This window comes from Cellulomonas sp. PhB150 (assembly GCF_003755175.1).
Classification (GTDB): Bacteria; Actinomycetota; Actinomycetes; order Actinomycetales; family Cellulomonadaceae; genus Cellulomonas.
Genome location: NZ_RKHX01000001.1, coordinates 486,290 through 504,613 on the forward strand (window position 1 = coordinate 486,290; position 18,324 = coordinate 504,613).

At 73.4% G+C, this 18,324-nt stretch carries 18 protein-coding genes; 14 read left to right on the forward strand and 4 right to left on the reverse strand.

Annotation, left to right across the window (positions count from 1 at the left end):
* Positions 1–341 precede the first annotated feature (341 nt).
* Genes EDF34_RS02345 through EDF34_RS02370 form a run of 7 tightly spaced genes read left to right on the forward strand, consistent with a single transcriptional unit; the run spans position 342 to position 6,780 of the window.
* Positions 342–2,000, forward strand: a complete 1,659-nt coding sequence (locus EDF34_RS02345) for a nitrite/sulfite reductase (protein WP_123369754.1) — start codon at positions 342–344, stop codon at positions 1,998–2,000.
* A complete protein-coding gene (locus EDF34_RS17620; protein ID WP_199737606.1) occupies positions 1,997–2,152 on the forward strand; it encodes a hypothetical protein in 156 nt (51 codons plus the stop codon). Before EDF34_RS02345 ends, EDF34_RS17620 begins: the two co-directional genes overlap by 4 nt.
* Positions 2,149–2,859, forward strand: a complete 711-nt coding sequence (locus EDF34_RS02350) for a phosphoadenylyl-sulfate reductase (RefSeq protein ID WP_123369755.1) — start codon at positions 2,149–2,151, stop codon at positions 2,857–2,859. Before EDF34_RS17620 ends, EDF34_RS02350 begins: the two co-directional genes overlap by 4 nt.
* The gene (gene cysD / locus EDF34_RS02355) at positions 2,856–3,764 is read left to right on the forward strand and encodes a sulfate adenylyltransferase subunit CysD (protein WP_233575141.1); all 909 of its coding nucleotides are present in this window, start codon (positions 2,856–2,858) and stop codon (positions 3,762–3,764) included. Before EDF34_RS02350 ends, cysD begins: the two co-directional genes overlap by 4 nt.
* Entirely contained in the window at positions 3,764–5,164 is a 1,401-nt protein-coding gene (locus EDF34_RS02360) for a sulfate adenylyltransferase subunit 1 (protein ID WP_123369757.1), read from the forward strand. Before cysD ends, EDF34_RS02360 begins: the two co-directional genes overlap by 1 nt.
* Entirely contained in the window at positions 5,161–6,363 is a 1,203-nt protein-coding gene (cobA, locus tag EDF34_RS02365) for a uroporphyrinogen-III C-methyltransferase (protein WP_123369758.1), read from the forward strand. The genes EDF34_RS02360 and cobA overlap by 4 nt, the downstream gene beginning before the upstream one ends.
* A gap of 54 nt (positions 6,364–6,417) precedes the next feature.
* Positions 6,418–6,780: a helix-turn-helix domain-containing protein gene (locus EDF34_RS02370; RefSeq protein ID WP_123370622.1), complete on the forward strand. Its 363-nt coding sequence runs from the start codon at positions 6,418–6,420 to the stop codon at positions 6,778–6,780.
* Here EDF34_RS02370 and EDF34_RS02375 read toward each other — a convergent pair whose 3' ends face one another.
* Together EDF34_RS02375 and EDF34_RS02380 are read right to left on the reverse strand one after the other, a co-directional pair.
* On the reverse strand, positions 6,781–7,380 hold the full coding sequence (locus EDF34_RS02375) for a ClpP family protease (RefSeq protein WP_123369759.1): 600 nt from the start codon (positions 7,378–7,380) through the stop codon (positions 6,781–6,783). It abuts the gene before it with no gap.
* On the reverse strand, positions 7,377–7,982 hold the full coding sequence (locus tag EDF34_RS02380) for a ClpP family protease (protein WP_123369760.1): 606 nt from the start codon (positions 7,980–7,982) through the stop codon (positions 7,377–7,379). Before EDF34_RS02380 ends, EDF34_RS02375 begins: the two co-directional genes overlap by 4 nt.
* Before the next feature lie 109 nt (positions 7,983–8,091).
* On the opposite strand from EDF34_RS02380, the gene EDF34_RS02385 reads away from it, so the two are divergent.
* Positions 8,092–8,859 carry a dihydrofolate reductase family protein gene (locus EDF34_RS02385; RefSeq protein ID WP_123369761.1) on the forward strand — a complete coding sequence of 256 codons (768 nt, stop codon included), beginning with the start codon at positions 8,092–8,094 and terminating at the stop codon, positions 8,857–8,859.
* A gap of 23 nt (positions 8,860–8,882) precedes the next feature.
* On the forward strand, positions 8,883–9,368 hold the full coding sequence (locus tag EDF34_RS02390; RefSeq protein WP_123369762.1) for a hypothetical protein: 486 nt from the start codon (positions 8,883–8,885) through the stop codon (positions 9,366–9,368).
* Between the two features lie 49 nt (positions 9,369–9,417).
* Here EDF34_RS02390 and EDF34_RS02395 read toward each other — a convergent pair whose 3' ends face one another.
* Both EDF34_RS02395 and gndA read right to left on the reverse strand, forming a co-directional pair.
* Complete coding sequence (locus EDF34_RS02395; RefSeq protein ID WP_123369763.1) at positions 9,418–10,668, reverse strand: hypothetical protein; 1,251 nt, start codon at positions 10,666–10,668, stop codon at positions 9,418–9,420.
* Entirely contained in the window at positions 10,665–12,125 is a 1,461-nt protein-coding gene (gndA, locus tag EDF34_RS02400) for an NADP-dependent phosphogluconate dehydrogenase (RefSeq protein WP_123369764.1), read from the reverse strand. Before gndA ends, EDF34_RS02395 begins: the two co-directional genes overlap by 4 nt.
* A gap of 164 nt (positions 12,126–12,289) precedes the next feature.
* Between gndA and EDF34_RS02405 the strand changes: the two genes are divergently transcribed.
* From EDF34_RS02405 to EDF34_RS02425, 5 genes are all read left to right on the forward strand, one after another.
* Positions 12,290–12,874, forward strand: coding sequence for a DUF3000 domain-containing protein (locus EDF34_RS02405; RefSeq protein WP_123369765.1), 585 nt, complete (start codon positions 12,290–12,292; stop codon positions 12,872–12,874).
* Between the two features lie 55 nt (positions 12,875–12,929).
* A complete protein-coding gene (locus EDF34_RS02410) occupies positions 12,930–13,430 on the forward strand; it encodes a LuxR C-terminal-related transcriptional regulator (protein WP_233575142.1) in 501 nt (166 codons plus the stop codon).
* 104 nt (positions 13,431–13,534) lie between these two features.
* Complete coding sequence (locus EDF34_RS02415) at positions 13,535–14,779, forward strand: ribonuclease D (RefSeq protein WP_123369766.1); 1,245 nt, start codon at positions 13,535–13,537, stop codon at positions 14,777–14,779.
* 144 nt (positions 14,780–14,923) lie between these two features.
* A complete protein-coding gene (locus EDF34_RS02420; RefSeq protein WP_123369767.1) occupies positions 14,924–16,156 on the forward strand; it encodes a thiolase family protein in 1,233 nt (410 codons plus the stop codon).
* The gene (locus EDF34_RS02425; protein ID WP_123369768.1) at positions 16,153–18,276 is read left to right on the forward strand and encodes a 3-hydroxyacyl-CoA dehydrogenase NAD-binding domain-containing protein; all 2,124 of its coding nucleotides are present in this window, start codon (positions 16,153–16,155) and stop codon (positions 18,274–18,276) included. Before EDF34_RS02420 ends, EDF34_RS02425 begins: the two co-directional genes overlap by 4 nt.
* The last annotated feature ends 48 nt before the right edge of the window (positions 18,277–18,324 follow it).

The window sequence follows — 18,324 nt, forward strand, 5'->3', positions numbered from 1 at the left end:
TCACATCGCACGACCGTCGGTCGGCCCCGCACACCTGCGGGACCGAAGTCCACATGTCGACCAGCACGTCTCACGATACGGAAGCATGTTCGCCCGTTCGCGCGACGCATGACACTCTCGTCCGGTGATCTCGTCGGGGTTCGTCACCGCGCGTCGGCACTGTTGTGCCATGACCGCCGCCCCCGCCATGACGAGCATGCAGATGTGCTGCTGTCCGCGGAGCAACTGACCTCGCCCCGTCCCCCCACCCCGGGTGCGCGGTCTGTGCCCGATGCAAGCCCCCCATCGCCGGGGGCTGGGTGCAGCCGCACGTCCACGAACCACCTCGGAGGTAGCGCCACATGGCGCAGACCCGGATCGCCCCACCCGCCGCCCGCAACGAGGGCCAGTGGGCCTTCGACCAGCGCGAGGCCCTCAACGGCAACGAGCAGTTCAAGCAGGACGACGACGGCCTCAACGTGCGCGCCCGCATCGAGGAGGTCTACTCCCGCGAGGGCTTCGCCTCGATCGCGCCCGAGGACCTGCGCGGCCGGATGCGCTGGTGGGGGCTGTACACGCAGCGCAAGCCCGGCATCGACGGCGGCAAGACCGCCACGCTCGAGCCGCACGAGCTGGACGACGAGTACTTCATGCTCCGCGTCCGCTGCGACGGCGGCGCCCTGAGCCTCGAGCAGCTGCGCGTCATCGCGGACATCTCCCGCGAGTTCGGCCGGGACACGGCCGACATCACGGACCGGCAGAACATCCAGCTGCACTGGATCCGCATCGAGGACGTGCCCGAGATCTGGCGCCGGCTGGAGGCCGTCGGCCTGTCCACGCAGGAGGCCTGCGGCGACACCCCGCGTGTCGTGCTCGGCTCCCCCGTGGCCGGCGTCGCGGCCGACGAGATCATCGACGGCACGCCCGCCGTGCGGCACATCGTCGACAACTTCATCGGCGACCCGCGGTTCTCCAACCTGCCGCGCAAGTTCAAGACCGCGATCAGCGGCTCGCCGCACCACGACGTCGCGCACGAGATCAACGACGTCGCGTTCGTCGGCGTCGTGCACCCCGAGCTCGGACCCGGCTTCGACCTGTGGGTCGGCGGCGGTCTGTCCACCAACCCCAAGCTGGGCGTGCGCCTGGGCGCGTTCGTCACGCTCGAGCAGATCCCCGACGTGTGGGTCGGCGTGGTCGGCATCTTCCGCGACTACGGCTACCGACGGCTGCGGACCCGCGCGCGCCTGAAGTTCCTCGTCGCCGACTGGGGCCCCGAGCTGTTCCGGCAGGTGCTCGAGACCGAGTACCTCGGCTTCGCGCTGTCCGACGGCCCCGAGCCGCCCCCGCCTCCGACGGGCCGCCGCGACCACGTGGGCGTCCACCCGCAGGCCGACGGCCAGTTCTACGTGGGCGTCGCACCGACCGTCGGGCGCATCTCCGGCCCGATGCTCACGGACCTCGCCGACCTGATGGCCGCCGCCGGGTCCGACCGGCTGCGCCTGACCGTCGAGCAGAAGCTCGTCGTGCTCGACGTGGCCGCCGACGCGGTGGACCCGCTCGTCGAGGGGCTCGAGGACCTCGGGCTCGCCGTCCGCGCGGCCTCCACGTTCCGCCGCGGCACGATGGCCTGCACCGGCATCGAGTTCTGCAAGCTGGCGATCGTCGAGACCAAGGCACGCGCGACCCACCTGATCGGTGAGCTCGAGAACCGCCTGCCGACCTTCGACCAGCCGATCACGATCAACCTCAACGGCTGCCCCAACTCCTGCGCGCGCATCCAGACCGCCGACATCGGCCTCAAGGGTGCGCTCGCCGGTGGCGAGGACGGCTACCAGGTGCACCTCGGCGGCGGGCTCGGGCTGACGAGCGGCCTCGGGAAGACCCTGCGCGGTCTGCGCGTTCCTGCCGAGGAGCTGCCCGACTACATCGAGCGCGTCACGCGCCGGTTCGACGAGCAGCGCACCGAGGGCGAGCTGTTCGCCCAGTGGACGCAGCGCGCGGCTGAGGAGGACCTGCGATGAGCGAGTCCGGCCAGCGCGCGGTGCCGTACTACTGCCCGTTCTGCGCCAGCGAGGACCTGTTCCCCGCGGGCGAGAAGCACGGCGAGTGGGAGTGCCGCTCGTGCACCCGGGTCTTCGGTCTGCGCTACGTGGGAACGAGGGGTACGTCATGACGATCACCGCCACCGAGCTGGGCACCGCGGACCTGCGGACGCTCGCCGAGCAGGCCGGCCGCGACCTCGAGGGCGCGCACCCGGTCGAGATCCTCGCGTGGGCCGCGCGCACGTTCGGGTCCGACCTGGTGGTCGCGTCCTCGATGGGTGACGAGATCCTCGTGCACATGGCCGCCGAGGCCGCCCCGGGCATCGACGTGATCTTCCTCGACACGGGCTACCACTTCGCCGAGACGCTGGGGACGCGCGACTACTACGCGGACTTCACGAACATCTCGCTGCGCACCATCCTGCCGCTGACCACCGTCGCGCAGCAGGACGCCGAGCACGGTCCGCGGCTGCACGACCGCGACCCCAACCTGTGCTGCGCGATGCGCAAGGTCGAGCCCCTCGAGCGCGGGCTCGCGCCGTACACGGCGTGGGTCACGGGCATGCGCCGCGAGGACGCCCCGACCCGGACCGACATCACCGTCGTCGGCTGGGACGAGAAGCGCGGCAAGGTCAAGCTCAACCCGCTGGCCGCCTGGACGCAGGACGACGTCGACGCGTACGTCGAGGCCAACAACGTGGTCCTCAACCCGCTGCGCCAGGTCGGCTACGCGTCGATCGGGTGCGAGCCCTGCACCCGGGCGGTCGCGCCGGGCGAGGACGCGCGCTCCGGGCGCTGGTCGGGTACCTCCAAGACGGAATGCGGTCTGCACACATGACGGCGATCACCACCACCCCGACCCAGCTGGACGTGCTGGAGTCCGAGGCCATCCACGTGATGCGCGAGGTCGCCGGCGAGTTCGAGCGTCCCGGGCTGCTGTTCAGCGGCGGCAAGGACTCGATCGTCATGCTGCACCTGGCGCGCAAGGCCTTCTGGCCGGCGCCCGTGCCGTTCACGCTCATGCACGTCGACACGGGGCACAACTTCCCCGAGGTGATCGCCTACCGCGACGCCGTCGTCGAGCAGCACGGCCTGCGGCTCGTCGTCGCCTCCGTGCAGGACGCCATCGACGACGGCCGCGTCGCCGAGCGGGCCGACGGCTCGCGCAACCCGCTGCAGACCATCCCCCTGCTCGACGGCATCGCCTCCCACCGGTTCGACGCCGTGTTCGGCGGCGGCCGCCGCGACGAGGAGAAGGCGCGCGCCAAGGAGCGGATGTTCTCCCTGCGCGACGAGTTCGGCCAGTGGGACCCCCGCCGCCAGCGACCCGAGCTGTGGGACCTGTACAACGGGCGCCACAAGCTCGGCGAGCACGTGCGCGTGTTCCCGCTGAGCAACTGGACGGAGCTCGACGTCTGGCGCTACATCGAGCGCGAGGACATCCCGCTGCCGGACATCTACTACTCGCACGACCGCGAGGTCTTCCTGCGCGACGGCATGTGGCTCGCGCCGGGCGACTGGGGCGGCCCGCGCCCGACCGAGACGCTCGAGACCCGCACGGTCCGCTACCGGACCGTCGGCGACATGAGCTGCACGGGCGCCGTGGAGTCGATCGCGACGACCGTCGCCGACGTCATCGCCGAGGTCGGCGCCAGCCGCCTGACCGAGCGCGGCGCCACGCGCGCAGACGACCGGGCCTCCGAGGCCGCCATGGAGGACCGCAAGCGTGAGGGCTACTTCTGATGGGTGACCAACCGACGAACCACTCGCAGCGTGACCTGCTGCGCCTGGCCACCGCCGGCTCCGTCGACGACGGCAAGTCCACGCTGATCGGCCGGATGCTCTACGACACCAAGTCGGTGCTCGCCGACCAGCTCTCCGCCGTCGAGGCCGCCACCGCGGCGCGCGGCGGCGGTCAGGTCGACCTCGCGCTGCTCACCGACGGCCTGCGCGCCGAGCGCGAGCAGGGCATCACGATCGACGTCGCGTACCGGTACTTCTCGACCGCCACGCGCGCCTTCGTCCTCGCCGACACCCCCGGGCACGTGCAGTACACGCGGAACATGGTCACGGGCGCCTCCACGGCCGAGCTCGCGATCGTGCTCGTCGACGCGCGCAAGGGCGTGCTCGAGCAGACCCGTCGGCACGCGACGATCACCGCGCTGCTGGGCGTCCCGCACGTGGTGCTCGCCGTGAACAAGATGGACCTCGTCGGCTTCGACCAGGCGGTGTTCGACGCCATCGCGTCCGACTTCACGCAGTACGCGGCGGGCCTCGGGCTGACCGACGTGGTCGCCGTGCCGCTGTCCGCGCTCGACGGCGACAACGTCGTCGACCGCTCGTCGCGCACACCCTGGTACACCGGGCCGACGCTGCTCGAGCACCTCGAGGCCGTCCCGGTGCTGCGCGACCCGCGCACCGAGGACTTCCGGTTCCCCGTGCAGGTGGTCATCCGGCCGCGCAACGCGGAGCACCCCGACTACCGCGGGTACGCCGGCCGGATCGCGTCCGGCGTCGTCCGGGTGGGCGACGAGGTCACGGTGCTCCCGTCGGGCAAGTCGAGCACGGTCGTCGGGATCGACACGTTCGACGGTCCGCTCGACGAGGCGCACGCACCGCTGTCGGTCACGCTCCGGCTCGCCGACGACGTGGACATCTCGCGCGGGGACCTGCTCGTGCCCGCCGGGTCCGACACGCTCGTCGGTCAGGACCTCGAGGGCACCGTGTGCTGGCTCGCAGAACGTCGCTCGGTGCTCGGCCAGCGTGTGCTGGTCCGCGTGGGCACCCGCACCGTCCGCGCGCTGCTGCGCGAGGTCAACGCCCGGCTCGACGTCGAGAGCCTCACCGTCGAGCAGTGGCACGGCGTGGACACCCTGCACGCGGTCGATGCGACCGACACGTCCTCGGACGCGTCGCCGCAGGCGCTCGCGCTCAACGCGATCGGCCGGGTCAAGCTGCGACTGGCAGAGCCGGTCGCGCTCGACGAGTACGCCTCGCACCGCCGCACGGGCGGCTTCCTCGTGGTCGATCCCGTGGACGGCTCCACGCTCGCCGCCGGCATGATCGGCGCGACCCTGCTCGACCGCCTCGTGGTCGATGCGCCCGCCGACGAGAACGACTGGTTGGCCGGGGCCGGCATATGACCGACCGGCACCCGCTCTGGCTCGACCTGGCCGGTCGGCTCGTCGTCGTGGTCGGCGGCGGGCCCGTCGCCGCGCGGCGGGCGGCGCGCCTGGTCGACGACGGAGCGCGGGTGCTGGTGGTCGCCCCGGCGATCTGCGAGGACCTGCGCGAGCTCGTCGACGATGGGCGCGCGAGCTGGGTGGCCCGCGACTACCTGACGACCGACCTCGACGGCGCGTGGCTCGTGCACACGGCGACCGGTGACCGGACGGTCGACGACGCGGTCGCGGCGGACGCCGAGCGCGCGCGCCTGTGGTGCGTGCGGGCCGACGACGCGTCGGCCTCGAGCGCCTGGACCCCGGCCGTGGCGCGCTCCGGCGACGTCGCCATCGCCGTGACGGCCGGCGGCGACCCGCGTCGCGCAGCCGCGCTGCGGTCCGCGATCGCCCTCCTGCTCGACACCGGCGCGCTGCCCGTGCGAAGGCACCGGGCGGGCACCGGGCACGTCACGCTCGTCGGCGGCGGTCCCGGCGACCCCGGGCTCATCACGACGCGCGGCCGGCGTGCCCTGGCCGAGGCGGACGTCGTGGTCGTCGACCGGCTCGCCCCGCGCGCGCTGCTCGCCGAGCTCGACCCGACCGTGGAGGTCATCGAGGCGGGCAAGTCGCCGCACGCGCACACGCTGACCCAGACGCAGATCAACGCCGTGCTGGTCGAGCGCGCCCAGGCGGGGCTGCGGGTCGTGCGGCTCAAGGGCGGGGACCCGTTCGTGCTCGGCCGCGGGGGCGAGGAGCTCGCCGCGTGCCTCGAGGCCGGCGTCACGGTCGAGGTCGTCCCCGGCGTGACCAGCGCGATCGCGGTGCCGGGCGCCGCCAGCATCCCCGTCACGCACCGCGGCGTGTCCCGCCAGGTGACCATCCTTTCCGCGCACGACGCCGCCCCGGACTGGGAGACGCTCGCGCGGCTCGACGGCACGCTCGTGCTGCTCATGGGGGTCGCGCAGCTCGCCGGCCACGCCGCCGCCCTGATCGAGAACGGCCGCGACCCCGGCACGCCCGTTGCGGTGGTCGAGAACGGCACGCTCCCGGGCCAGCGGACCACGCGGGGCACGCTCGCGACGATCGCCCAGGTCGCGCTCGCGCGCGGCGTCGGGAACCCCGCCGTGGTGGTCGTCGGCGACGTCGCGGCCCTCGCCGACGTGCTCGCGCCCGTCCGCTGACGGCAGAACGCGACGTCTCCCGCGGGCACCCGGCCCGGGGTTAGCGTGGCGACCATGACCTCGCACCTGACGGCCGTCCCGGCCACGCACGTCGAGCCGCTGCTGCGCCGCCTGGTCGGGGCGATCCTGCGCTCGCGCCGCGAGGAGCAGGGCCGGACGCTGCGCGACGTGGCGACCGACGCCCGCGTCTCGCTCGCCTACCTCTCCGAGGTCGAGCGCGGCCGCAAGGAGGCGTCCTCGGAGGTGCTCGTCGCGATCTGCCGGGCGCTGGGGATGCGGCTCGTGGACCTCGTCGGCGCCGCGCACGCGCAGCTGGCCGAGGCCGAGGGGCGCATCGTCGTCGACCTCACCGCGGCTCCCGCGCCCCTCGTACGGGCCGAGCAGGCGGCGGGGACGGCCCTGCTGCTCGCCGCCTGATCACGGCAGGCCCTTGAGCGTCGAGACCACCGCGTCCGCGAGGCCGTAGGCGACGGCCTGCTCCGCCGTGAGGATCAGGTCGCGGTCGGTGTCGTGGCGGAGCTTCTCGACGCTCTGGCCCGTGTGCCGGCTCAGCACCTGCTCGACCTGCTCGCGCAGGCGCAGGATCTCGCGCGCCTGGATCTCCAGGTCCGCGGCCGTGCCCTCGCCGCCGCCCGAGGGCTGGTGCAGCAGCACCCGGGAGTGCTCGAGCACGTGCCGGTTGCCGGGCGCGCCGGCCGCGAGCAGGACCGCGGCGGCCGACGCGGCCTGCCCCAGGCAGAAGGTCGCGACAGGGGGCTTGATGTACTGGATCGTGTCGTAGACGGCCAGCAGCGCGGTGATCGAGCCGCCGGGCGAGTTGATGTAGAGGTGGATCGGCGACTCCTGGCTCTCGGAGGCCAGGTGCAGCAGCTGGGCGATCACCACGTTGGCCACGCCGTCGTCGATCTCGGTGCCCAGGAAGATGATCCGGTCGCCGAGCAGGCGCGAGTAGACGTCGGACGCCCGCTCGCCCTGCGGCCGCTGCTCGACGACGACGGGGATCGTGTAGCTGCTCACAGCCCTGCCCTCCGCGTGCCGTCGGGGCGGACGTCGTCGAGGTGCTCGACGACCTTGTCCACGAACCCGTAGGCGAGCGCCTCGGGCGCCGTGAACCAGCGGTCGCGGTCGGCGTCGCGCTCGATCGTCTCGACGCTCTGGCCCGTGTGCTGCGCGGTCAGCTCCTGCATGGTGCGCTTCACGTGCGCCATGTTCTGGGCCTGGATGGCGATGTCGACGGCCGTGCCGCCGATGCCGCCGGACGGCTGGTGCATGAGCACCCGCGCGTGCCGCAGCGCGAACCGCTTGCCGGGCGTGCCGGCGCTCAGCAGGAACTGCGCGGAGCTGGCCGCCAGACCCATGGCCAGCGTCGAGACGTCGTTCGGGATGAGCCGGATCGTGTCGTACATCGCGAGGGCCGCGCTCACCGAGCCGCCCGGGGAGTTGATGTACAGCGCGATGTCGCGGCGGGGGTCCTCGGCCGAGAGGAGGAGCAGCTGCGCGCAGATGCGGTTGGCCACGGGGTCGTCGACCTCCTGGCCGAGCACGACGATGCGCTGGTGGAGCAGCCGGGTCGAGAGGTCGTCGTCGAACGGTCGTTGCGGTGCCTGCGTGCTGGGCATGGGGTGCTCCTGGGGTCGGGTGCTTCGACCGTCGCACCGGGCGAGCCCTCCCGACCCCCCGGTCTGCCCGCAGCGGATCTGCCGACGGCAGACGGGCTAGCGTGAGCGCGTGACCGACTCCCCCGCGCTGGACGTCCTGCTGCCGCTCGATCGCGCAGGTCAGCGCCTCGAGCCGCGGGACGACGAGGCGGACCTGCTCGCCCTGTTCGGCCCGTCCCCCGCCCGCCTCGTGCGGGCCAACATGGTCGCCACGCTCGACGGCGCCGGCACGGGCGCCGACGGTGTCACCGCGTCGATCAACGGTCCGGCCGACCTGCGCGTGTTCCGGGCCCTGCGTGCGCAGGCGGAGGTGGTGCTGGTCGGGGCGGGGACTGCGCGCGACGAGGGCTACCGGGCGCTCGACGTCCCGGTGGGGCTCGCCCGCGCGCGGGACCGGCTCGGGCTGCCGCCGCGGATCGAGCTGGCCATCGTCACGGCTCGCGGCGACCTTCCCGATGTCCTGCTCGACGCGGAACGGCCGCCGTTTCTCGTGACCACCGCCGATGCGCCGCTCGATGCGTTGCGCGCGCGCGTCGGTGCGGACCATGTCCTCGCACACGGCACCGACGGCCGCGTCGACCTCGCCGCCGCCCTCGAGTCGCTCGCCGCGCTCGGCCTGGGCCGGGTGCTCGCCGAGGGCGGCCCCGGGCTGCTCGCGCAGCTGGTCGCGCAGGGTCTCGTCGACGAGCTCTGCCTGACCTGGAGCCCCCTGCTCGTCGGCGGACCCGCACCGCGGATCCTCGGCGACGGGCCGTGGCTCGACCCCGCCCGGCCCCTGGTCCCGGTGCACCTGCTGCACGCCGACGGCGTCCTCCTGGGACGGTGGCGAGCGCGGTGAGTGACAGTGGTTAGGCTCGTCGCGTGACCGACACGATCCTGGTCCTCGCAGAGGACACCCTGGCCACCGCCGACATCGAGCACCTGCTCGCCCTGCACGAGGGCGAGGTGCTGGCCTACCGCGTCCTGGTTCCCGCCGACTCCGAGCGCCCGCTGCTCGCGACGGTCGTCGACAACCTCGGCCTCGGCGAGCTGGGCGAGGCGTTCGACCGCCTGCGCGGCAAGGAGCCGAGCGTCCCCGAGGCCAAGGCGACTGCCGACGAGCAGCTCGCCGCGACGCTCGCGGAGTTCGCCGCCGCCGGCCGCGAGGCGACCGGCGAGGTCGTCGCCGACGACCCGCTGCCCGCCCTGCGTGCCGCCGTGGCCACCGGCGAGGTCCGCGAGATCGCCGTGGTGACCTACCCGCACGCCTGGTCGGACACGTTCCACCGCGACTGGGCCAGCCGCGCGCGCGACGAGCTCCAGGTCCCCGTGCTGCACCTGTACTCGGGCACGTCCGAGCTCGGCTGACCGTGCGCGAAGGGGCGGCCCCGTTCTCGGGGCTGCCCCTTCGTCATGCTCAGAACCCGGTGCTCGTGACCTCCGGGTAGTAGCGCCGGAACTTGCGGACCTGGTTGACCAGGGCCGCGAGCACGTACGCCTGCCGACGCGGCGACCGGTCACGCCGGTAGCGCAGCGGGTGCGCCGTGGCCTTGGCGCGGATCAGGCCGCGCACCTGGGCCGCGAGCTCCGGGTCGCGCACGTAGCGCAGCAGCAGGCGGTGCGGCACCACGGCGTAGAGCACGCTCTTCTCGACGACGACCGGCTCGACCGCAAGGCCGTGCACGTGGTCGTCGACGAGGAACCGCATCGGGTTCGCACCCGCCGCCGTGACGTAGTAGTTGTTCCGCCCGATCCGCGGGTTCACCTCGAAGAAGCGGAACGCCCCCGTGCGCGGGTCGACCTTGACGTCGAAGTTGGCGAAGCCCCGGTAGCCGGTCTCGGCGAGGAAGCGGCGCGCCTGCGCGAGCATCTCGTCGTCGCGGTAGGTGAACATCGCGGCCGGGTTGCCCAGGCCGGACGGCGTGTGCTCCTCGAGGAGCACGTGCGCCGAGCACAGCAGCGTGATCTCGCCGCGGCTGTCGACGTACGCCGTGACCGAGCGCATCTGGGTGTCGTCGCCCGGCACGAGCTCCTGGACGACGAACCGTCCCCGGAAGCCGGCCCCGCGCAGCGCACCCCAGAGCCACGTGAGCTCGTCGGGCGAGGCGATCTCGAAGACCTTCTTCTTGCCCGCGAACTCGACGTCCTGGTAGTCCGCGCTGCTGGCCGCCTTCGCGATCAGCGGGTACTCCAGGTCGACGACGACGTCGGGCGAGCCGTCTCCGAACGTCTGGACCAGGGTGCGCGGCACCGAGATGTCGAGCTCGTCGCAGATCTCGGCGAACGTGGCCTTGTCCGAGATCCGCGCGAGCAGGTCGGCGGACAGGAACGGCACGACGTAGAACGGCTCGAGCTCCTCGCGGTGCTCGACGACCATGCGCACCAGCCAGTCCGAGTTCGCCATGAGCACGAGGCGCCGTTCCGGCAGACGTGCGGCGATCTCGAGCAGACGGTCGACGAGCTGGCGCGGGTCGTGCCCGTCGGCCACGATCTCGTGCTCGACGATCGCCGAGTGCGCGACCGGCCCGAGGGCCGCTCCCGCGACCACGATCGAGGTCAGCCCGTAGGCCTCGTGGAAGGAGCGGGCGAGGGCGTAGACGCCGATGTCGGCGCCGAGGATGACGGGCTGCAGGGGGACGCCCCGCAGCCCGTCGGCCGGCTGCGTCACGCGTCCTGCTCGCTGCGGTCGCCCGACCACCCGGTGTGGAACGTGCCCTCGACGTCCGTGCGGCGGTAGGTGTGCGCCCCGAAGAAGTCGCGCTGCGCCTGGATCAGCGCGGCGGGCAGACGCTCGGCCCGCACACCGTCGTAGTACGCGAGCGACGAGGAGAACGCCGGCGTCGGCACGCCGTGCAGCGCGGCACCCGAGACGATCCGGCGCCACGCCTCGACGCCGTTGCCGACCGCGCCCGTGAAGTACTCGTCGGCCAGCAGCAGCGGCAGGTTCGCGTCGCGCTCGTACGCCTCGGTGATGCGGTTGAGGAACCGGGCACGGATGATGCAGCCGCCGCGCCAGATGCGGGCCATGGCGCCGCGGTCGATGTTCCAGCCGAACTGCTCGGAGGCCGCGGCGATCTGGTCGAAGCCCTGCGAGTACGCGACGACCTTGGACGCGTAGAGCGCGAGCCGGACGTCCTCGACGAACGCGTCGCGGTCGGTGACGTCCCAGGGCGTGGTGTGCGCCTGCAGGGTGCCGACCGCCGCCTCGCGCTGGGGGACGCCGCCCGACAGCGCACGGGCGAACGTGGCCTCGGCGATGCCGGTGATCGGGACGCCCAGGTCGAGCCCGTTCTGCACCGTCCAGCGGCCGGTGCCCTTCTGCTCGGCCTGGTCGAGCACGATGTCGACGAACGCGGAGCCCGTCCTCGCATCGACGTGCTGCAGGACGTCGGCGGTGATCTCGATGAGGAACGACTCGAGGTCGCCCGTGTTCCACTCGGCGAAGATCTGGCCGATCTCGGCCGCGGACGCGCCCAGGCCCTGCTTGAGCAGGTCGTACGCCTCGGCGATGAGCTGCATGTCGGCGTACTCGATGCCGTTGTGCACCATCTTGACGAAGTGGCCGGCGCCGTCGGGTCCCACATAGGTGCAGCACGGCACGCCGTCGACCTTGGCGGAGATCTTCTCGAGGATCGGGCCGAGGCTCTCGTACGACTTCGCGGTGCCGCCGGGCATGATCGAGGGGCCGAGCAGCGCACCCTCCTCGCCGCCCGAGACGCCCGAGCCGACGAAGTGCAGCCCCTTGGCGCTCAGCGCGTTCTCGCGGCGGATCGTGTCCGGGAAGTGCGCGTTGCCCGCGTCGACGACGATGTCGCCCTTCTCGAGGAACGGCACCAGCTCGTCGATCACGGCGTCGGTCGGGTCGCCCGCCTTGACCATGATGACGACCTTGCGCGGCCGCTCGAGCGAGGCGACGAAGTCCTCGACGGACTCCGACGGGACGAACGTGCCCTCGTCGCCGTGCTCCTCGACCAGCGAGGCGGTCTTGGCGTACGAGCGGTTGTGGATCGCGACCGTGAACCCGTTGCGCGCGAAGTTGCGGGCGAGGTTGCGGCCCATGACGGCCAGTCCGGTGACGCCGATCTGCGCTGTTCCAACCGACGATCCGGCTGCTGAGTCGACCATGCGCGGGGTGCTCCTTCGATTCGTCGGCCGCGCGCTCGACGTCTGCTCGAGGCAGAGGCGCTGGCCGGGTGCTGGGTGCCCGTTCAGCGTAGTGCTCCCGCCCGCGGCGCAACGCGGCGTGCCGGACCGCAAGACGGCACCCGCCCGCCCGTACGCTCCAGACCGTGACCCCCGCCGGTTCGCAGGACGTGCCTGCTGAGTTCGTCCGCTCGCTGCGTTCGCTGCGTGCCGTGACGCTGCGGCCCGAGGTCATCCTCGACGAGGTCCCCGGTCCCGCGAGGATCGCCCCGTTCTCGGCAGCGCTGACCGCCGAGGTCCGCACGGAGCGTCGATCGGTGTCTGCCGCGGAGCTCGCGTCGGGACGCTTCGTCGTGCTGTTCGACCCGGCGGGCCACGAGGCGTGGGAGGGCAACTTCCGGCTCGTCACCCTCGTACGCGCGACCCTCGAGGCCGAGGTCGGCAGCGACCCCATGCTCGGCGAGGTCGCCTGGTCCTGGTTCACCGACGCGCTCGCGTCGGCCGACCTCGACCCGCTCGCGGCCGGTGGCACGGTGACCCGGGTGCTCTCGCAGAGCTTCGGGTCGCTGGACGTGCGCTCGGAGCAGACCGAGCTCGAGATCCGGGCGTCGTGGACCGCGGCCGACGAGGACCTCGCACCGCACCTGCAGGCGTGGGGCGCTCTCCTGTGCGCGGCGGCCGGTCTGCCGCCGCTGCCCGACGGGGTCGTCTCGCTCGCTCCGCGGCACTGATCCGCGGATCCACCGCGCACTCAAGTCGTGCCCGTCTCCTGCCGATGACGGACCTGTGAGCATCGAACCCCTGCGCCGCGAGGCCGTCCGCCGGCCCGGCACGCTGCGTGCCGTGGCACCTGCGCGCCCGGTGGGGCACCAGATGTGCGTCGTGGTCGCCGAGGTCGCCGACGGCGACGGCTCGGCCCTCGTCACCAACCTGCGCCGCCGCGGCAGCCACCGCGTCGTCGTCCTGACCCGGCGCGCGAGCCGCCCGGAGCTGGGCGTCCTGCTGGCCGGTGGCCTGCGCGGTGCCGTCGCGAGCGCCACCGCACCGAGCCTGGTCCGCGTCCCCGCGCCGCCGCCCCCGCCCGCCGAGCTCCCCGAGCTCACCGCGCGGGAGGTCAGCGTCCTCGCACTCGTCGCCGACGGCCGCAGCAACCGGCTCATCGGCGAGGACCTCGGCCTGTCCGCGCTGACCGTCAAGAGCCACCTCGCACGGATCTCGCGCAAGTTCGGCACGGGTGACCGCGCGGAGCTCGTCGCGATCTCGATCCGCAGCGGCATCCTCGACTGACCGGCCCCCGGCCGACGGGCTGAGACGCACGCCTCACGGATTGGCGGGCGCCCACGCCTCGCGCCTGCGGGGACGCACGCGATATCTCGCCTACCGTGGAACCCATGACGCCCGAGGACCTCGACGCCACCGCCGGCGACGACGCCACTGCGGAGCCCGTCGTCACGCCGCTCACCGAGCCCGCTGACGGCATCCCGCCCGTCGTCGAGACGGCCGAGGCCCTGGCCGCGGTCGTCGAGGCGTTCGGCGCCGGTACCGGACCCGTGGCCGTCGACGCGGAGCGCGCGTCCGGCTACCGGTACGGGCAGCGCACCTACCTGGTCCAGCTCCGCCGCGAGGGTGCGGGCACCGCGCTGATCGACCCGATCGCCGTGCCGGACCTGTCCGCGCTGTCCGAGGCGCTCGTCGGAGTCGAGTGGGTGCTGCACGCCGCGTCGCAGGACCTGCCGGGTCTCGCAGAGCAGGGCATGCACCCGAGCCGCGTGTTCGACACCGAGCTCGGTGCGCGCCTGCTCGGCCTCGACCGGGTAGGCCTGGCCGCGGTCGTGGCCGACACGCTCGGCCTCGGGCTGGCCAAGGAGCACTCGGCGGTCGACTGGTCGACGCGCCCGCTGCCCAGCGAGTGGTTGCGCTACGCCGCGCTCGACGTCGAGGTGCTCGTCGAGGTCCGTGAGGTGCTCGCCGAGCGCCTCGCCGTCGCCGGCAAGGCCGAGTGGGCCGCGCAGGAGTTCGAGGCCGTGCGCACCGCGCCGCCGCCCCCGCCGCGGGTCGAGCCCTGGCGCCGCGTCTCCGGGCTGCACACGATCCGCGACGCCCGTCGGCTGGCCGTGGTCCGCGAGCTGTGGACCACGCGCGACCAGAACGCGCGCCAGCGCGACATCTCCCCGGGCCGGGTGCTGCCCGACTCCGCGATCGTCGCCGCCGCCCAGGCCCTGCCCCGCTCGGTCCCCCAGCTCACCGACCTGCCCGCCTTCTCGGGCAAGGGCACGCGACGGCGGGCGCCCCTGTGGCAGGCCGCGATCGACCGTGGCCTGGCCGTGCCCGAGTCCGACCTGCCCTCGGTGCGCGGGCCCAAGACGGACGCTCCCCCGCCACCGCGGGCCTGGGCCGACCGCGACCCGGCCGCCGCCGACCGGCTGACCGCCGCGCGCGAGGTCATCACGGCGCTGTCCGACGAGCACCACGTGCCGACCGAGAACCTCCTGCAGCCCGACCTGCTGCGTCGGCTGTGCTGGAGCCCGCCGAGCCCCCTGGACGCCGAGTCCATCGCCGCGACGCTCACCGCCGGGGGCGCGCGCGCCTGGCAGGTCGAGCTCGTCACCCCGGGCCTGGCCGCGGCACTTTCCTGAGACTGCCCGATACCCGCAGAACTCGTTGTTACTCTTCGGTAACTTCTGCTGGCGCAGGACCTTGGTCCCGGGTAGCGTCGGCCCTCGCGGCTCCGCACCTCGCGGTTCCGCAGGACACTGCTGTCCCCCGCTCTGGAGGCCTCGATGCCGACCGCATCTCCCGCGACGCAGATCCGTCGCGTCGTCTTCGTCGACGGGGTGCGCACCCCGTTCGGCCGCGCCCGCAAGGACGGCCTGTACGCGCACACGCGCGCCGACGACCTGTCCGTCAAGACCATCCGCGAGCTCCTGCGCCGGCACCCGTCGCTCGACCCCGCACGGATCGACGAGGTCGCCATCGCGGCCACGACGCAGCAGGGCGACCAGGGCCTGACCCTGGGCCGCACCGTCGGTGTCCTCGCGGGCCTGCCGCGCACCGTGCCGGGCTACGCGATCGACCGCATGTGCGCGGGCGCGATGACCGCCGTGACGAGCACGGCCGCCACGATCGGGGTCGGCGCCGCCGACGTCGTGCTCGCCGGCGGGGTGGAGCACATGGGGCACCACCCGATGGGCTTCGACGCGGACCCGAACCCCCGCTTCATGTCCGAGCAGCTCGTCGCCGCCGACGCGCTCAACATGGGCGTCACGGCCGAGAACCTGCACGACCGCTTCCCCGCCCTGACGCGTGAGCGTGCCGACGCGTACGGCGCCGCCAGCCAGGCGAAGTTCGCCGCCGCGCTCGCCGCGGGCAAGATCGACCCGGACCTCGTGCCGGTCGCGCTGCGCGACCCCGAGCAGGGCTGGGGACTGGCCACGGCCGACGAGCCGCCCCGCCCGGGCACCACCGTCGAGGCCATCGGCAAGCTCCCGACGCCGTTCCGTCCCGGCGGACGCGTGACGGCCGGCACCGCCGCTCCCCTGACCGACGGCGCCGCCTCGTGCCTGCTCGCCGCCGAGGACACCGCGGCCGAGCTGGGCCTGCCGGCCCGCATGCGCCTCGTCTCGTTCGCCTACGCCGGCGTCGAGCCGGAGATCATGGGCATCGGCCCGGTCCCGGCGACCGAGCGCGCCCTGTCCCGCGCGGGCCTGACGATCGAGGACATCGGCCTCTTCGAGATCAACGAGGCCTTCGCGGTCCAGGTGCTCGCCTTCCTCGACGCGTACGGCATCGCCGACGACGACCCCCGCGTGAACCCGTACGGCGGCGCGATCGCCGTCGGCCACCCGCTGGCCTCGTCCGGCGTGCGCCTCATGACGCAGCTCGCACGCCACTTCGAGGAGCACCCCGAGGTCCGCTACGGCCTGACGACGATGTGCGTCGGCCTCGGCCAGGGCGGCACCGTCATCTGGGAGAACCCGCACCACGCCGACTACGACAACGGGAGCGCCCTGTGAGCACCGAGAGCACCCCCACCGAGGCCCCTGAGCCCCGCGCCGAGCGTGTCTCGCGCGCCCTCGTCCGCGACGTCGTCCTGCCCGACGGCGCCGGGACCCTGGCCCTCGTCACGATCGACAACGGCCTCGACCACACCAAGCCGACGACGTTCGGCCCGCTCGGCATCGCCTCCCTGCACGAGGCGCTCGCCGGCGTGCAGGCGCGCGTCGCCGCGGGCGAGGTCCAGGCCGTCGCCGTGACGGGCAAGCCGTACTTCCTCGCCGCCGGCGCCGACCTCTCGCAGATCGCCTCGGTCACCGGTCGCGACGCGGCCCTCGCGCTCGGGCGGGGCGGCCATGCCGCCTACGAGCTGCTGCACACGATGGGCGTGCCGACGTTCGCGTTCGTCAACGGCGTCGCCCTGGGCGGCGGCCTCGAGCTCGCGCTCAACTGCGACTACCGCACGGTCGCGTCCGACGTCCGGGCGCTCGCGCTGCCCGAGACCGGCCTGGGCCTCGTGCCCGGCTGGGGCGGGGCGTACATCGTGCCGCGCCTGGTCGGCATCGAGAAGGCGCTCGACGTCATCCTCACGCGTCCCGCGACGAACAAGCCGTTCAACGCCGCGCAGGCCGCCGAGATCGGTCTCATGGACACGGTGCTCGACGCGGCCGACTTCCTCGAGGAGTCGATCCGGTGGGCCGCGCGCGTGCTGTCGGGCGACGTCGTCGTCGAGCGCCGCGAGCTCGACGACCAGGCCACGTGGGACGCGGTCGCCGCGGGTGCCCGCCGGCGCCTGGACGCGGTCGTCCACGGCTCGCGCCCCGCGCCGTACCGCGCGCTCGACCTGGTCGCCGCTGCGCGCACCGCGACGCGCGAGGAGGCGTTCGCGGCCGAGGACGTGGCGCTGGCGGACCTGATCATGAGCGACGAGATGCGCGCGTCGGTCTACGCGTTCGGGCTCGTGTCCGGCGGCAAGAAGCCGGTCGGTGCGCCCGACCGGTCGCTCGCGCAGCCGGTGACCCGCGTCGGCATCGTCGGCGCGGGGCTCATGGCTGCGCAGATCGCGCTGCTGTTCGCGCAGCGGCTCGGCGTGCCCGTCGTCATGCGAGACCTCGACTCCGAGCGGGTCGCCGCCGGCCTGGGAGCCGTGCGCTCCACCGTCGAGCGGCTCACGTCCAGCGGCCGGATGACCGAGGGCACCGCGGCGCGGCTGCTCGGGTCGATCCACGGCACCACGGACATCCACGAGTTCGCCTCGTGCGACCTGGTCATCGAGGCGGTCACCGAGATCCTCGACCTGAAGAAGCGTGTGTTCGCCGAGCTCGAGACTATCGTCTCGCCGACGACGGTCCTCGCGACGAACACCTCGGCGCTGTCGATCACCGCGATGGCGGCGGACCTGCAGCACCCCGAGCGCGTCGTCGGGCTGCACTTCTTCAACCCGGTCGCGGCCATGCCGCTGGTCGAGGTGATCCACGCGGAGCACACGTCCGCCGAGGCGCTGGCCACGGGCTTCGCGGTCGCCGCGAAGCTGCGCAAGACGGCCGTGCTCGTCGCCGACCGCCCCGGCTTCGTCGTCAACCGCCTGCTCGTCCTGCTCCTCGGGGTGATCGTCGATGCCGTCGAGAACGGCACGCCGGTCGAGGTCGCGGACCGTGCGCTGCGGCCCCTCGGCCTGCCGATGCCGCCGTTCGAGCTGTTCGACCTGGTCGGGCCCGCCGTCGGGCTGCACGTGCTGACGTCGCTGCGTGAGGACCTGGGCGATCGCTTCCCGCGCTCCCCCGGTCTCGAGAAGCTCGTCGCCGATGGCACGCGCGTGGTGCTCCCGGCGCCCGCCAAGGGGCTGCCCAAGCCCGTCGACCCCGCGATCCAGACGGTGTTCGGCGAGCCCCGGGAGGGTGCGCTCGACGAGGCCGGCGTGCTCGACTCGGTCCTCACGGCCCTGACCGTCGAGGTCGGCCACATGCTCGAGGAGGGTGTCGTGGCCACACCGCAGCAGATCGACCTCTGCATGATCCTCGGCGCCGGCTGGGGCTTCCACCTCGGCGGCATCACGCCGTACCTGGACCGCACCGGCTACTCCGAGCGCGTGCTCGGCCGGCGCATCCTGCCCGACGGGGTCGCGAACGTCCCCGCCTGACCGTCCGACCCGAGCCGGGCCGTCCCCTCGCGGGGCGGCCAGGCTCGT